This is a genomic window from Brenneria sp. g21c3 (assembly GCF_040240345.1).
Classification (GTDB): domain Bacteria; phylum Pseudomonadota; class Gammaproteobacteria; order Enterobacterales; family Enterobacteriaceae; genus Brenneria.
The window spans coordinates 74,387-88,725 of record NZ_JBEIAB010000015.1 but is presented as its reverse complement, the minus strand read 5'-3'; the positions used below and the strand labels follow the sequence as shown (position 1 = coordinate 88,725).

Annotated in this window: 12 protein-coding genes; 10 read left to right on the top strand and 2 right to left on the bottom strand. The window is 53.0% G+C overall.

The genetic code is table 11. The annotated features are described in order from the left end of the window. Window positions 1–310 precede the first annotated feature (310 nt). Window positions 311–1,531, top strand: coding sequence for an MFS transporter (locus ABRZ28_RS18835; RefSeq protein ID WP_330521133.1), 1,221 nt, complete (start codon window positions 311–313; stop codon window positions 1,529–1,531). A gap of 15 nt (window positions 1,532–1,546) precedes the next feature. On the opposite strand, the gene ABRZ28_RS18830 is transcribed toward ABRZ28_RS18835, so the two are convergent. Then, window positions 1,547–2,449, bottom strand: coding sequence for a LysR family transcriptional regulator (locus ABRZ28_RS18830; RefSeq protein ID WP_330521132.1), 903 nt, complete (start codon window positions 2,447–2,449; stop codon window positions 1,547–1,549). A 648-nt stretch (window positions 2,450–3,097) separates the two neighbouring features. Here ABRZ28_RS18830 and ABRZ28_RS18825 point away from each other — a divergent pair. The 5 genes from ABRZ28_RS18825 to ABRZ28_RS18805 all read left to right on the top strand — a co-directional run bounded on the left by ABRZ28_RS18825 (window position 3,098) and on the right by ABRZ28_RS18805 (window position 9,079). After that, window positions 3,098–4,333 (top strand): MFS transporter, encoded by a 1,236-nt coding sequence (locus ABRZ28_RS18825; RefSeq protein WP_330521131.1) that lies wholly within the window; start codon window positions 3,098–3,100, stop codon window positions 4,331–4,333. A gap of 104 nt (window positions 4,334–4,437) precedes the next feature. Beyond that, window positions 4,438–5,304 carry a quinate/shikimate dehydrogenase gene (ydiB, locus tag ABRZ28_RS18820; RefSeq protein ID WP_319605491.1) on the top strand — a complete coding sequence of 289 codons (867 nt, stop codon included), beginning with the start codon at window positions 4,438–4,440 and terminating at the stop codon, window positions 5,302–5,304. 108 nt (window positions 5,305–5,412) lie between these two features. After that, a complete protein-coding gene (gene aroD / locus ABRZ28_RS18815) occupies window positions 5,413–6,171 on the top strand; it encodes a type I 3-dehydroquinate dehydratase (RefSeq protein WP_330521129.1) in 759 nt (252 codons plus the stop codon). Window positions 6,172–6,316: 145 nt separating this feature from the next. Further along, window positions 6,317–7,909 carry an acyl CoA:acetate/3-ketoacid CoA transferase gene (locus ABRZ28_RS18810; protein ID WP_330521127.1) on the top strand — a complete coding sequence of 531 codons (1,593 nt, stop codon included), beginning with the start codon at window positions 6,317–6,319 and terminating at the stop codon, window positions 7,907–7,909. An 18-nt stretch (window positions 7,910–7,927) separates the two neighbouring features. After that, the gene (locus tag ABRZ28_RS18805) at window positions 7,928–9,079 is read left to right on the top strand and encodes an acyl-CoA dehydrogenase (RefSeq protein ID WP_136167601.1); all 1,152 of its coding nucleotides are present in this window, start codon (window positions 7,928–7,930) and stop codon (window positions 9,077–9,079) included. A gap of 253 nt (window positions 9,080–9,332) precedes the next feature. Here the strand turns inward: ABRZ28_RS18805 and ABRZ28_RS18800 are convergent, their stop codons facing one another. Beyond that, on the bottom strand, window positions 9,333–10,244 hold the full coding sequence (locus ABRZ28_RS18800) for an AraC family transcriptional regulator (protein WP_319605494.1): 912 nt from the start codon (window positions 10,242–10,244) through the stop codon (window positions 9,333–9,335). A 620-nt stretch (window positions 10,245–10,864) separates the two neighbouring features. Here ABRZ28_RS18800 and ABRZ28_RS18795 point away from each other — a divergent pair. From ABRZ28_RS18795 to ABRZ28_RS18780, 4 genes are read left to right on the top strand one after another with little or no spacing between them, the layout of a single operon-like run. After that, entirely contained in the window at window positions 10,865–11,629 is a 765-nt protein-coding gene (locus ABRZ28_RS18795; protein WP_330521126.1) for an electron transfer flavoprotein, read from the top strand. 21 nt (window positions 11,630–11,650) lie between these two features. After that, window positions 11,651–12,604: an electron transfer flavoprotein subunit alpha gene (locus tag ABRZ28_RS18790; RefSeq protein ID WP_330521124.1), complete on the top strand. Its 954-nt coding sequence runs from the start codon at window positions 11,651–11,653 to the stop codon at window positions 12,602–12,604. 49 nt (window positions 12,605–12,653) lie between these two features. Continuing rightward, entirely contained in the window at window positions 12,654–13,943 is a 1,290-nt protein-coding gene (locus ABRZ28_RS18785) for an FAD-dependent oxidoreductase (RefSeq protein ID WP_330521123.1), read from the top strand. After that, on the top strand, window positions 13,940–14,233 hold the full coding sequence (locus ABRZ28_RS18780) for a ferredoxin family protein (protein ID WP_319605498.1): 294 nt from the start codon (window positions 13,940–13,942) through the stop codon (window positions 14,231–14,233). The genes ABRZ28_RS18785 and ABRZ28_RS18780 overlap by 4 nt, the downstream gene beginning before the upstream one ends. Window positions 14,234–14,339 lie beyond the last annotated feature (106 nt).

Here is a 14,339-nt window from a genome sequence, read left to right as displayed (position 1 = left end):
CGGCATGCGATATTTTATGTCGGAAGTGCGCTTGTTTTATTTTATAAATATAGCCTATAGATACAATCTATGAATTATCAATAAAAAATGAATTATTTATTGATGGGGAGAGTTGCTAGCATGGGTATGAATTAAGAAATGATATTTATCATGCGCTAACTCATCTATTTATTCGCTCTTTAAGCTGATTTTCCGAACCTTCCGCGGGAGAAGGGGCGAGGGCGCGCCTGACGGACAGTTTTTTGCAGCAAGCACAGGAAAGGGAATAGCGGCGATGCCATAAAAACATCCTTTCCAAAAAAGGTTTATTATGAAAAACAAATATATAGCAACATCTTTCGGGTTATATATCAATTATCTGGTTCACGGTATGGGCGTTATCCTGATCAGTTTGAATATGGCCCATTTGCAGCAACAGTGGCAAACCGATGCGGCCGGGGTATCGGTAGTGATTTCCTCTCTGGGGATTGGCAGGCTAAGCGTGTTACTCGTGGCGGGCATGCTTTCCGATCGCTTCGGCCGCCGGCCTTTTATCTATCTGGGGATGGCCTGCTATCTGGGATTTTTTCTGGGACTCCTCAGCACGCAGAGCATCGTCGTCGCCTACTGCTTTGGTTTTCTGGCGGGAATGGCGAACAGTTTTCTCGACTCCGGCACCTATCCGACATTGATGGAGGCATTTCCCAATACCCCCAGCACCGCCAATATCCTGATCAAAGCGTTTGTTTCCGGCGGTCAGTTTATTTTGCCGATGATCATCAGCGTGCTGGTCTGGTTCGAACTCTGGTTCGGCTGGTCGTTCCTGATTGCCGCCGGCATTATGTTGCTTAACGCACTGTGCCTGTTCCGATGCCCTTTCCCGCCTCACGGCTCCCGTCCCGAGTCGGAGAAAGAAAGCAATATCGCCGAACCGCCGGTGGCGGAAGGCGGCGGCTGTACGATGCTGGATCTCGCCGGCTTTACCCTTTATGGCTACATTTCCATGGCGACGTTCTATCTGGTCAGCCAATGGTTGGCGCAGTACGGGCAGTTTGTGGCGGGGATGCCCTATACCGCCGCGATCAGGCTACTGAGCATCTATACCGTGGGCTCCCTGCTGTGTGTGTTTATCACCGCCGGTCTGGTGAAGAAAGCGGTCAGTTCAACCACCCTATTGATGCTGTATACGTTTATATCCTTCGTCGCGCTGTTGACGGTATGTTTGCATCCTACCGTGACGACCGTGATGGTTTTCTCCTTCGTGATCGGCTTTTCCGCCGCGGGCGGCGTAATGCAACTGGGGCTGACGCTGATGGCGATGCGTTTTCCTCACGCCAAAGGGAAGGCCACCGGTATTTTTTATAGCGCCGGCAGCCTGGCCACCTTCACGATTCCGTTGATCACCGCCAAATTATCGCAAACCAGCATCGCCAGTATTATGTGGTTCGATGTCGGCCTCTCGGCCCTGGGTTTCCTGATCGCGTTGTTTATCGGCTATCGCAATATGAAGGAGCGTCGCGGCGCGATAAAGATCAATCAGCTTCAGGTTTGACGCGCCAAAACCGCGTTAATTGAACTGCATCCGTTGGCAGGCGCTGAAGATAAACTTCTTGAACGCCAGCGCGGAGGGGGATAGGGCCTGGTCTTTACGGGTCGCCAGATGGATATAGCGCGTCGGGCCGGGATCTTTGATGCTCATGATGCGTACGTTGGCTCGCGACAGCGTATCGGTGCGCGGCATAATCGCAATCCCGTAATCAATGCTCACCAGCCCGGCCATCGCGGTATCCTCCTCGACGTAACAGGCGACTTCAGGGAGCAGTTTTTTTTGCATAAACATCCTGTCGATAAACTGACGTAATCCGCTTTCCTGCGTATAAAAGATAAACGGATAAGGGATGGCCTCCTCCAGGGCGATTTCACTTTCACGGCGTTGCGCCAACGGATGGCGGCGGGCGGTCACCAGCACCAGCTCCTGGCTGATTAACGGGATAAACTCGATTTCCGGCTCTTCCGGCGCCAGCGAGCAGAGCGCCAGGTCGAACTTGTCCGCTTTCAGGTCTTGCACGATCGAGGCGGTGGTTCCCTGATAAAAGCGAAAGCGTTTATTTTCATTACCGGGGAGGTGGATAAAGCGGTCGATCAGCCGCGGAACGACCGTCTCTCCCATGGTATAGATAAACGCCAGGCCGATAACGTCCTCCTGCGCGCCGCTTATTTGGCGTAGCGCAAAACGCCCGTTTTCCAACTCACGCAATGCATTTTCCACATAGGGTAAAAATATTTTGCCGCACTGCGTGATGCGCACGTTCCTGCCGCATTTTTCAAATAGCGTCACCCCCAGCTCTTTTTCAAGCTCGGATATCGCATGGCTTAACGAGGGCTGGGCGATAAACAGGCTCGACGCCGCTTCCGTATAATGCTGCTTTTCAGCCAGACGCTTAAAATAGTGTAATTGTTTTAAATTCATAGGGTTTCTCGTGGCGTTAACGCGCTATTCAATAGACTTCAGGCCGGCGGCCGTGGCGCAGAGGGGTATTCAATAACATCGAAGGATTATACAGAGTGGAAGGGAAGCGCAAGGACCCCGGCGAGCGGCGTGCAACATTATTATGCCGCCGTGCAATATAGCATGTCCTTTTTACCGTTTAAGGCGGCATGGCGCGGTAAATAAGTTGTTAATTGAAGACGAGGCCAAACGGAGAGGATGATAAATCGTGATCGGGTTACCCGGCAGCGGATAAAAATATTTTATGTCGTCCATCACTCTTTGGCTTAAATAAATTTTAACTGCTTCGCAAAATGAAGAAATTGTGCCGCGATGTCATGGGTTTTTTTATCATTCGCGCCATGTATTCATTTTGTAAAATAGCAAACAAATTATCAACAGGGGAGACGAGATACTTCCCGGCGCCATGCAATAAAATTGAAAACAAAAGCCTTATCTTACGTGTTAATCCTTGTCGTCGTTATATACATTAAATACAGCTGTTAATTTAATGGTGTTTTATAAGAACGGTGATTCCAACCTGAATAAAAAGAAAAAAGTAAGACGGCCAGCATAATCCCGTCCGGAAAATCTATGTAATGAAAACATTAACGATAAGCGGAGAAAAGCATGAGCCAGAACAAGGCCTTCAATACGCCATTTTTATTAGCCGTCATCGGCATATATTTGAGCTATTTTCTTCACGGCGTCAGCGTTATTACTCTGGCGCAGAATATGACGCCTCTGGCGGAAAAGTTTAACACCGATAACGCCGGGATTGCTTACGTGATTTCGGGCATCGGTCTGGGCAGGCTGATCAGCATCCTCTTCTTCGGCGTCATCTCGGATAAGTTTGGCCGACGCTCGGTTATTTTCCTGGGGATCGTGCTATATGTGCTGTTCTTCTTCGGCATTCTCCTCAGTCCTAATCTGATCGTGGCGTTTGTGCTGGCTTTCTGCGTCGGCGCGGCGAATGCGGCATTGGACACCGGCGGTTATCCGGCGTTGATGGAGTGCTACCCCAAAACGTCGGGCTCCGCGGTGATTCTGGTTAAGGCCATGGTCTCTTTCGGTCAGATGTTTTATCCCATGCTGGTCAGCTACCTGCTGGTCAGTCAGATATGGTACGGCTACGCGATGATTATCCCCGGCGTGCTGTTCCTCCTGGTCACGCTGCTGGTGCTGAAGAGTAAATTTCCCAGCCAACTGGTGGACGCCAATATCGCCAAAGATCTGCCGCAGATGAACAGCAAGCCGCTGGCATGGCTGGAAGGCGTGGCCTCCATCGTGTTCGGCGTGGCGGCATTCTCGACGTTTTACGTCATCGTGGTGTGGATGCCGAAATACGCGATGGCCTTCGGCGGCATGGGGGAAGCCGAGGCGTTAAAAACCATCTCCTACTACAGTCTGGGCTCGCTGGTGTGCGTATTTTTCTTCGCCTTCCTGCTCAAAAGCATGGTTCGCCCGGTGTGGGCCAATGTCTTTAACGCCGGATTATCCGTGATTACCGGGATCGTTATTTATCTCTACCCATCGCCGCTGGTATGTAATGTGGGGGCGTTTATCATCGGGTTCTCCGCCGCGGGTGGGATATTACAGCTTGGCGTTTCCGTTATGTCGGAGTTTTTCCCAAAAAGCAAAGCCAAAGTCACCGGCGTTTATATGATGATGGGCGGCTTGGCCAATTTTATTATCCCGCTGATTACCGGTTATTTATCCACCATAGGCTTGCAATACATCATATTACTGGACGTGGTATTCGCCAGCATCGCATTTATCACCGCGATAGTGGTCTTTGTTCGTTATTATAAAGTGTTCAAAATCCCAGAAAATGATTTGCGTTTTGGCGAGCGATTCTTCCAGTAATTTTATCAACAGGTGAAAGTGTTATTGAAAATTAAATATGCCCGTTAGTTTTAAATATATAGGGCGTGGGTCGGCAGTATAAATAATATAGAGAGGGGTTTATAATGGATGTTACTGCAAAATATGAGCTGATTGGATTAATGGCATATCCCATCAGACACAGTCTGTCTCCAGAAATGCAGAATAAAGCGCTGGAAAAAGTCGGCTTACCTTATACCTATATGGCTTTCGAGGTCGACAACACCACCTTTGGCAAAGCGATTGAGGGGCTTAAGGCCTTAAAAATGCGCGGTACCGGCGTTTCCATGCCCAACAAGCAGCTGGCTTGTAAATATGTGGATGAATTAACCCCCGCGGCCAAATTGGTCGGCGCCATTAATACCATTGTAAACGACAATGATTACCTCAGAGGATATAACACCGACGGAACCGGACATATTCGGGCCATCAAAGAAACCGGTTTTGATATTGTCGGTAAAAAAATGGTGCTGGTGGGCGCCGGCGGGGCATCCACCGCCATCGGCGCGCAGGCGGCTATCGAAGGCATCAGGGAAATCATGCTGTTTAACCGCCGCGATGAGTTCTACGAAGAGGCGCTCGCCTTTGCGAAACGGGTTAACGACAATACGGATTGTACGGTAACGGTTACCGACCTGGCCGACCAGAAGGCGTTCGCCCAGGCGATTGCCGATGCCGATATCCTGACCAACGGCACCAAAGTGGGGATGAAGCCGCTGGAAAATGAATGCGTCGTCAGCGACAAATCGATGCTGCGCCCTGATTTGCTGGTCTCCGAGTGCGTCTACAATCCCCATATCACCAAGCTATTGCAAATGGCGACGGAGGTCGGCTGTAAAACGGTCGATGGCTATGGGATGTTGTTATGGCAGGGCGCGGAACAGTTCAAGCTGTGGACCGGGAAAGATTTCCCGCTGGAATACATTAAAAAGGTTATGGGGTTCAACGCATAATTATCGGCTACGGATTATGTTGCCGCTCTCATCGCCAAGGCGTCGCGTCTGAACGGCGGATACGCGGTGGGTATTCAGGGCCGTAAGGCATTAATGGAAGGGAAAAGCATGAAAACCGTAACAGTGAAAAATGTGGTGATAGGCGAGGGCGCGCCCAAAATTATCGTCTCATTGATGGGAAAAGACGTGTCGGCGGTGAAATCGGAAGCGGAATATTACCGCGATTTCGACTTCGATATTCTGGAATGGCGCAGCGATCATTTTGCCGATGTGACGAATATCGACAGCGTGATTGAGGCGGCGCGCCAGCTCGGCGGCATCATTCCGCACCGGCCGATCCTCTTTACCTTCCGCAGCGCCAGGGAGGGGGGAGAGAAAGAGATATCGTCCGATGAGTATATTTCCCTGAACCAACGGATGATTGATAGCGGTCTGGTGGATATGATCGATCTGGAGCTTTTTACCGGCGATCAAGCCGTCGGCGCGACGATCGCCCATGCTCATGCCCGCGGGGTGAAAGTCGTTGTCTCCAATCATGATTTCCATAAAACGCCGCCTAAAGACGAGATCGTCGGCCGTTTGCGCAAAATGCAGCAACTGGGGGCCGATATTCCGAAAATCGCCCTGATGCCGCAAAACAAAAACGATGTCCTGACGCTATTGGCCGCCACGCTGGAAATGTATGAGAAATATGCCGACCGCCCCATTATTACCATGTCTATGGCGCAGTCGGGCGTTATTTCACGCTTAGCGGGTGAAGTATTCGGGTCGGCGGCAACGTTTGGCGCATTGAAAAAAGCGTCGGCGCCCGGGCAAATAGCAATTAAAGATTTGAGAGCCGTTTTAAATATATTACATCAATCATAAAACCGCGTTTATTTAAATCTTAAAACAGGAATTCGTTCGGGTTCCTGAATAAACAGCCATACCCGTTGATCTTCAAGCGGCAGGTGTGTCGGCTTGCCGCATCTGAAAAATTATTGGGTATATTCGGTCATGATTAGGAGTAGCTATGAAATTGGAAAAACCGCAAAGAATAAATGGCAGGGTCCCGGTATTATCTGCCGCAGAGGCGGTCAATTATATTCCGGATGAAGCGACGCTCTGCGTATTAGGCGCCGGCGGGGGAATTCTTGAAGCGACCACGTTAATTACCGCCTTGGCCGAGCGCTATAAAACCAGCCGGTCGCCGCGTAATCTTGCCTTAATCAGCCCGACGGGATTAGGGGATCGGGCGGAAAGAGGCATTAGCCCGCTGGCTCAGGAAGGACTGGTCAAATGGGCGCTGTGCGGTCACTGGGGGCAATCGCCGCGTATTTCAGACCTGGCCGAACAGAACAAGATTAGCGCCTACAACTATCCGCAAGGCATTTTGACCCAGGCCATCCGCGCCTCGGCCGCTCACCAGCCCGGTATTTTAAGCAATATCGGCATCGGCACCTTCGTCGACCCGCGCCAGCAGGGCGGGAAACTCAATGAAGTGACCAGGGAAGATCTGATCAAACTGGTGGAAATCGATAATCAGGAATACCTCTTCTATAAGGCCATCGCGCCGAACGTCGCCTTTATCCGCGCCACGACCTGCGATAGCGAAGGCTATGCCTCTTTTGAAGATGAGGTGATGTATCTGGACGCTCTGGTTATCGCCCAGGCGGTGCATAATCACGGCGGCATCGTGATGATGCAGGTGCAGAAGATGGTCAAAAAGGCCACGCTGCATCCCAAATCGGTGAGAATTCCCGGCTACCTGGTGGATATCGTCGTCGTCGATCCGGCGCAAACGCAGCTTTACGGCGGGGCGCCGGTTAACCGCTTTATTTCCGGCGACTTCGTGCTGGATGACAGCGCCCAAATGGCCATTCCGCTCAATCAGCGCAAGCTGGTGGCGCGGCGGGCTCTGTTTGAGATGCGCAAAGGCGCGGTGGGTAACGTCGGGGTCGGCATCGCGGACGGTATCGGCCTGGTCGCCAGAGAAGAGGGCTGCGCCGACGACTTCGTTCTGACGGTGGAGACCGGCCCTATCGGCGGCATTACCACTCAGGGCGTCGCCTTTGGCGCCAACGTCAATACGCGCGCCATTCTGGACATGACCTCGCAGTTCGACTTCTATCACGGCGGCGGGCTGGACGTCTGCTATTTGAGTTTCGCTGAAGTGGACAGCCAGGGTAATGTCGGCGTGCATAAATTCAACGGCAAAATTATGGGGACGGGCGGCTTTATCGATATTAGCGCCACCTCGAAGAAAATTATCTTTTGCGGAACTTTAACCGCCGGCAGTTTAAAGACCGACGTCGGCGCAGGGACGCTGAAAATAGTCCAGGAGGGCAGGGTCAAGAAATTTATAAAACAAATACCGGAAATCACCTTCAGCGGAAAAATCGCTCTGGAGCGCGGACTGGATGTGCGTTATATCACCGAGCGCGCGGTATTTACCTTAAAACCGGATGGTTTGCACTTGATTGAAATTGCCCCCGGCGTTGATCTGGACAGAGATATTTTAGCTCAAATGGACTTCCAGCCGATTATATCCGCTGACCTGAAGTTAATGGACGAACGCATGTTTTACGACCAGGTCATGGGATTTGTTTTACCTGAAGGTAACTAATCAACAGGAGTACAGAATATGAACTTTGGTTTAACCGAAGAGCAAGAATTGCTGCTTGCCAGTATTCGGGAACTTATTACCAGTGATTTCCCGGAAGAATATTTCAGAACCTGCGACCAGACGGGTACCTATCCCAAAGAATTCATGAAGGCGCTATCCGACAACGGTATTTCCCTGTTGGGCGTGCCGGAGGAATATAACGGCATTCCCGCCGACTATGTGACGCAAATGCTGGCGCTGATGGAGGTATCAAAATGCGGCGCGCCCGCATTCCTGATCACCAACGGGCAGTGCATTCACAGTATGCTGCGGTTCGGTTCGCCGGAACAGCTGCGGAAAACGGCGGAAAGCACCCTGGCCACCGGCGACCCGGCCTATGCGCTGGCTCTCACCGAACCCGGCGCCGGTTCGGACAACAACAGCGCCACCACCACCTACACGCGCAAGAATGGCAAAGTGTATTTGAACGGCCAGAAGACCTTCATCACCGGGGCGAAAGAGTATCCCTATATGCTGGTGCTGGCGCGGGATCCCGCGCCGCAGGATCCGAAAAAAGCGTTTACCCTGTGGTGGGTGGAATCGAATCGTCCGGGCATCAAAATCAATCCGCTGCGCAAGATCGGCTGGCATATGCTGAGCACCTGCGAAGTCTATCTGGACAATGTCGAGGTGGAGGAGAGCGACAGGGTCGGTGAAGAAGGCATGGGCTTCCTCAACGTGATGTATAACTTTGAAATGGAACGCCTGATTAACGCCGCCCGCAGCACCGGTTTCGCCGAGTGCGCATTTGAAGACGCCGCCCGCTATGCCAACCAGCGCATTCAGTTCGGCAAGCCCATCGGCCATAATCAGATGATTCAGGAAAAGCTGGCGCTGATGGCCATCAAAACCGAAAACATGCGCAATATGGTGTTGAAAGTGGCCTGGCAGGCGGATATGCGGCAGTCATTGAGAACCAGCGCCGCGCTGTGCAAATTGTATTGCGCCCGCACCGCCCTTGAAGTGATTGACGACGCGATCCAAATCATGGGCGGGCTGGGCTATACCGATGATGCCCGCGTTTCCCGATTCTGGCGCGACGTGCGTTGTGAAAGAATCGGCGGCGGCACCGATGAGATTATGATCTATATCGCCGGGCGCCAGATTTTGAAGGATTATCAGAATAAGTGATTATCGCCGGTAATCAGTTCACGCCTGGCGGGGTGAACTGATTGCGCGGTATCGCGGCAAAGTATCGTTATATCAGACTGTTGACAAACCTTCCCAACCCCGTCATTCCCGCGAAGGCGGGAATCAGCTAATGGCGGTTTACGGTTTTAGTAGGAGATTCCCGCCTACAACCGCGGGAATAACTGCGCGTAGCGGAGGATGACAATGGCGTATTATAGGCTTTGTCATCAACCTCGTTATAGGGTCATTATGGTTAAATCAATACTTCCGGCTTCTGATCAAACTCCGCTCGATATTCCAGCCCGTTCAGATCGCTTTTAAACTGTTTCCGGTATTCCGAGGGGGAACAGCCGACATGGCGGATAAATAATTTTGTGAAATGATCGACATTATCATATCCGACGCGGAAAGAAATTTCGTTCAGGCATAATTCCGTATTGGTTAATGCAAATTTCGCTTCGGTGATGCGACGTTTAATAACATAGTTGATGGGCGAAATATGATATTCCCTGGTGAATTCATGACAGATATAACTCACGCTGGCGCGAAATTTTTTCGCCAGGCGATCCAGCGTGATTTTTTCCCGGTAATTATCATTTAAATAAACCAGGATATCTTTAACCAAAACGTCTTTGATTATCTGCCCGGAGTCGGTGCGATACGCGCTTTTGAAATTCTCATAAAACATTACCGTCAGCACATAGCCAAAAGCATCATAAACCGATGATGAGATACCGTTCTTTTGTTGGGGGAAGGTCATGCTGATTTCTTGAAAAATACTGGTTATTACCTCTCTGTTTTTGATCGCCGATACCACCGGACAGGAGTTTGGCCGCATGAGGCGATTTTCTTCCAGTCCGTTAATCTTGAAGCCATAAACCGCACAGGTATAGGTGGTGGCGGGCGAGGCGGCGTCAGAGGCCACGGCGTGCAGGCTGCCGCGCTCAATGACCACGATATCGCCTGCTCTGGCGACGTAGTTCGATGAGTCGATGGTCAGTTTGACCATGCCTTTTTTTACGTAGATCAGTTCGGTTTCGGCTTCATGCACATGATGACCGGATTCCCAGTTGGGATCGTCGCTAATGACAAATCTGGACAGTTTCGGGGTTCGCCCGTTTTCAAAAATGGCGTCTGTTTTATCGTCAAAGCAGCGCTGATACATGACTACCTCCACATTAAGGTATAAGCCAATTATTGGGGGGGAGAGATAGCAACCGATGAAATATATAACACGAAATCAGCGCCGCCAAACAAGATTGTTTGTATGCCATGCAAGATAGTACGTCAATTTGTAAGTAGCATAAAACGCCCGGTCGTTACTGCCTCTGTGGCCTCTGTTTTTTCTATTTCAGGCGATAATCTGACGCTTGATATACAAAATAGACACATCGAATTCACAATGGAAAGTTGATTTTTTCTTTTTTCGATCTCGCTAAAAATTTTTTTTCGAATAATTATGATGTGTGTCACATCCTGATATTTTAATACTGCTTTGAGTGTTAATTTCATGTTTAACGCAATGCTGTTTTCTACCTAATGTTCGCACGGAAAATAAGAATAAATGATTAAGCGGTATTAATCATCAGCCTGTTTTTTTTGCAAGATTGTTGGTAACTAAAACATATTATCATGTCGTTTTTCCCGCGCCGCAGTATCACTATATCACCATCAACTTTGTATATCCCTCTGAGATAAATGGGGTTTGTCGTAAGGAAACCTTCATTCTGTTTCGGAAGCCTTCACGACTATCCCAGATATCCGTTATTGCCGATAGGAGAGATCATGAAAATAATAACCTGCTTCAAGCTGGTTCCCGAAGAGCAAGACATTGTGGTTACCGCGCAGCGGACGCTCAATTTTGAGCGCGCCGATGCCAAAATCAGCCAGTTCGATCTGAATGCCATTGAAGCGGCCGTACAGTTGGCCGGCGACGACGATCGGGTCGTCGCGCTCAGCGCCGGCGGTAAGTTTTTGGACAACACCAAGGTGCGTAAAGACGTACTGTCGCGCGGCCCGCAGGAACTCTATCTGGTTCAGGACGAAAAGCTGGAGCATGCGCTGCCTTATGACACGGCGCGGGCGCTGGCCGCCGCCGCCCGCAAGATCGGCTTCGATCTGCTGCTGTTCGGCGAAGGCTCCGGCGATCTGTACGCCCAGCAGGTCGGACTGCTGGTGGGCGAGCTGTTGCAGCTTCCCACCGTCAATGCGGTCAGCAATATCCAACGGGTCGATAACCGCCTCCTGATTGAACGCACCCTGGAAGATGAAGTGGAAGTGCTGGAATTGGCGCTGCCGGCCGCGCTCTGCGTCACTTCGGATATCAATGTGCCGAAAATTCCCTCCATGAAAGCCATCCTCGGCGCGGGCAAAAAACCGGTCACGCGCTGGCAGGGCGGCGATATCGACTGGTCGCCGGCGGCGCCCTATACCGAACTGACTCAAATCCACGTGCCGCCGCAGGCGGAACGTAAACACATCATCATCGAAGGTGACTCGCCGGAAGCGGTTGCTGAATTGGCGGAACACCTGAAAAAAGCGCTGAACTAACCCGCAACGGAGAAAAAAATCATGAGTAAATTAGCCAACGTATGGGTGTTCAGCGACAAACCCGATCGCTACGCCGAATTGTTGAGCGGCGCCCGGCAGTGGGGCGAACGCGTCGACGTACTGCTGTCCACGGCCGACGCCGTGCCGTCCGTTCAACCGCTGGGGGCGGATGCGCTCTACGTGCTGGATGAGAAGTCGGCCCTGCAACGGGTGGAAAATTATGCGGAAACCCTGGTTGCTCTTATCGATAAACCCGCGGCTCAGCAGCGGCCCGCCACGCTTATCCTGCTGGCGGCGACCAAACGCGGCAAGGCGCTGGCCGCCAGACTGGGCGTGTTGCTTGATGCGGCGGTGGTCAACGACGTTACGTCGTTCAGCGTCGATGATGACGCCGCCTATGCCGAACACCGGATGTACGGCGGTCTGGCTTTCGGCCGGGAAAAAATCAACACCCCGATCGCCGTTGTCACGCTGGCTCCCGGCGCTGTCGAGCCGGTATCGGCCGATGCCGCTCACTCCAGCCCTGTCCATCAGGCGGATTATGTCGCGCCGCGCCAGGCGATCCTGTGCAAGGAGCGCCGCAGCAAATCGTTGAGCAGCGTGGATCTGAGCAAAGCCAAACGCGTAGTGGGCGTGGGGCGCGGTCTGACGGCGCAGGACGACCTGCGCATGGTGCAGGCGCTGGCGAGCGCGCTTGGCGCGGAAGTGGGCTGTTCGCGGCCGATCGCCGAGGGCGAACACTGGATGGAGCGCGAGCGCTATATCGGCGTGTCCGGCGTATTGCTGAAATCCGATCTCTATCTGGCGCTGGGCATTTCCGGGCAGATCCAGCATATGGTCGGCGGCAACGGCGCCAAGATCATCGTCGCCGTCAATAAAGACAAGAACGCGCCGATCTTCCAGTACGCCGACTACGGCCTGGTGGGGGATATCTACAAGGTGGTGCCGGCCCTGATTGAACAGCTAACTCAATAATAATAAACGGCCCGCCCGATAAAAAGGTCGCGGGCCGGGGAGCAACAGCATGTCGGAAGAAAAATTCGATGCCATCGTGGTCGGGGCCGGCGTGGCGGGCTGCGTCGCCGGTTATGTCATGGCGCAAGCCGGACTGGAGGTGCTGGTCATCGAGCGCGGCAATTCCGCGGGCAGTAAGAATATGACCGGGGGGCGTCTTTACGCCCACAGCCTGGAGAAGATTATGCCGGGCTTTGCGCAGGAGGCGCCGGTCGAGCGCAAGGTCGCCAGAGAGAAAATCTCCTTTCTCACCGACGACAGCGCCGTCACGCTGGATTTCCATAGCCAGCGGCCGGATAGTCCGGCGCAAGCCTCCTACACCGTGCTGCGCAACCTGTTCGACCCCTGGCTGATGGAAAAAGCCGAGGCGGCGGGGGCGCAGTTTATTCCCGGCGTCCGGGTGGATGCGCTGCTGCGGGAAGGCGGCAGGGTGACCGGCGTACAGGCCGGCGACGATGCGCTGGAAGCGAACGTGGTTATTCTGGCCGACGGCGTCAACTCGCTGCTCGGCCGGGCTATCGGCATGGTGCCGCCGCCGTCGCCCCATCACTATGCCGTGGGCGTCAAAGAGCTGATCTCGCTGCCGTCGTCGCAGATAGAAGACCGCTTTAACCTCTCCGCCGGCGAAGGGGCGGCCTGGCTGTTCGCCGGCGCGCCGTCCAACGGCCTGATGGGGGGCGGTTTCCTCTACACCAATCGGGATACGCTGTCGCTGGGGCTGGTCTGCGGCCTGGGCGATATGGCGCGCGCCAGCAAAAGCATCCCGCAAATGATGGAGGATTTTAAACGCCATCCCGCCATCCGCCCGTTGATTGCGGGCGGCGAACTGCTGGAGTATTCCGCGCATATGGTGCCGGAGGGCGGCCTGGCGATGGTGCCGCCGCTGGCGGACGATGGGGTGATGATCGTCGGCGACGCGGCGGGGATGTGTCTGAATCTGGGCTATACCGTGCGCGGTATGGATCTGGCCGTCGCCTCGGCGGAAGCGGCCGCGTTGACCGCCATTGAGGCGAAAAAACAGCAGGATTTTTCCGTCGGCGGGCTGGCCGGATACCGCAAAAAGCTGGAGCAGAGCTTTGTGCTGCGCGATATGCATCACTACCGCAAGCTGCCGGCGCTGATGGAAACTCCCCGCCTGTTCGACCAATACCCGCGCATGGCCGCCGACATCATGCGCGATATGTTCATGATTGACGGCAGTCCCGCTAAACCCCTGCGGACAAAAATAGTGAAACGGGCCAGACAGGTGGGGCTGATGAATCTGCTGAAAGACGGCATTAAAGGGGCGGGCGCGCTATGAACGACGACAAAACGGTAAATGTGGACGTGAAACTGGGGGTCGATAAATTCCGGGTGGATGAAGGCAACCCGCACATCGTACTGGTTGATAACCCGGATGCGGAACAGTTCCGACTGCTGCTGCACGCCTGTCCCGCCGGCCTGTACAAACAGGACGACGAAGGCAATATCCATTTTGACTACGCGGGGTGCCTGGAGTGCGGCACCTGCCGGGTGCTGTGCGGCGATACCATCCTGGAGAAATGGGAATACCCGCAGGGTACCTTCGGTATCGAGTTCCGTTTCGGCTAACCCCTTAGAACAGGGAAATCTGACGGCCGACGGCGACCTCGGGTGGCGATATGTCGGCGATTGACGAGACACGGCACTGCACGGTTGTTATTGATAACCGGGATAA

Excerpts from the sequence above, each read along its gene's own strand:
- ABRZ28_RS18835 (WP_330521133.1), top strand. The coding sequence starts at position 311 with ATGAAAAACAAATATATAGCAACATCTTTCGGGTTATATATCAATTAT.
- ABRZ28_RS18830 (WP_330521132.1), bottom strand. The coding sequence starts at position 2,449 with ATGAATTTAAAACAATTACACTATTTTAAGCGTCTGGCTGAAAAGCAG.
- ABRZ28_RS18825 (WP_330521131.1), top strand. The coding sequence starts at position 3,098 with ATGAGCCAGAACAAGGCCTTCAATACGCCATTTTTATTAGCCGTCATC.
- ydiB (WP_319605491.1), top strand. The coding sequence starts at position 4,438 with ATGGATGTTACTGCAAAATATGAGCTGATTGGATTAATGGCATATCCC.
- aroD (WP_330521129.1), top strand. The coding sequence starts at position 5,413 with ATGAAAACCGTAACAGTGAAAAATGTGGTGATAGGCGAGGGCGCGCCC.
- ABRZ28_RS18810 (WP_330521127.1), top strand. The coding sequence starts at position 6,317 with ATGAAATTGGAAAAACCGCAAAGAATAAATGGCAGGGTCCCGGTATTA.
- ABRZ28_RS18805 (WP_136167601.1), top strand. The coding sequence starts at position 7,928 with ATGAACTTTGGTTTAACCGAAGAGCAAGAATTGCTGCTTGCCAGTATT.
- ABRZ28_RS18800 (WP_319605494.1), bottom strand. The coding sequence starts at position 10,244 with ATGTATCAGCGCTGCTTTGACGATAAAACAGACGCCATTTTTGAAAAC.
- ABRZ28_RS18795 (WP_330521126.1), top strand. The coding sequence starts at position 10,865 with ATGAAAATAATAACCTGCTTCAAGCTGGTTCCCGAAGAGCAAGACATT.
- ABRZ28_RS18790 (WP_330521124.1), top strand. The coding sequence starts at position 11,651 with ATGAGTAAATTAGCCAACGTATGGGTGTTCAGCGACAAACCCGATCGC.
- ABRZ28_RS18785 (WP_330521123.1), top strand. The coding sequence starts at position 12,654 with ATGTCGGAAGAAAAATTCGATGCCATCGTGGTCGGGGCCGGCGTGGCG.
- ABRZ28_RS18780 (WP_319605498.1), top strand. The coding sequence starts at position 13,940 with ATGAACGACGACAAAACGGTAAATGTGGACGTGAAACTGGGGGTCGAT.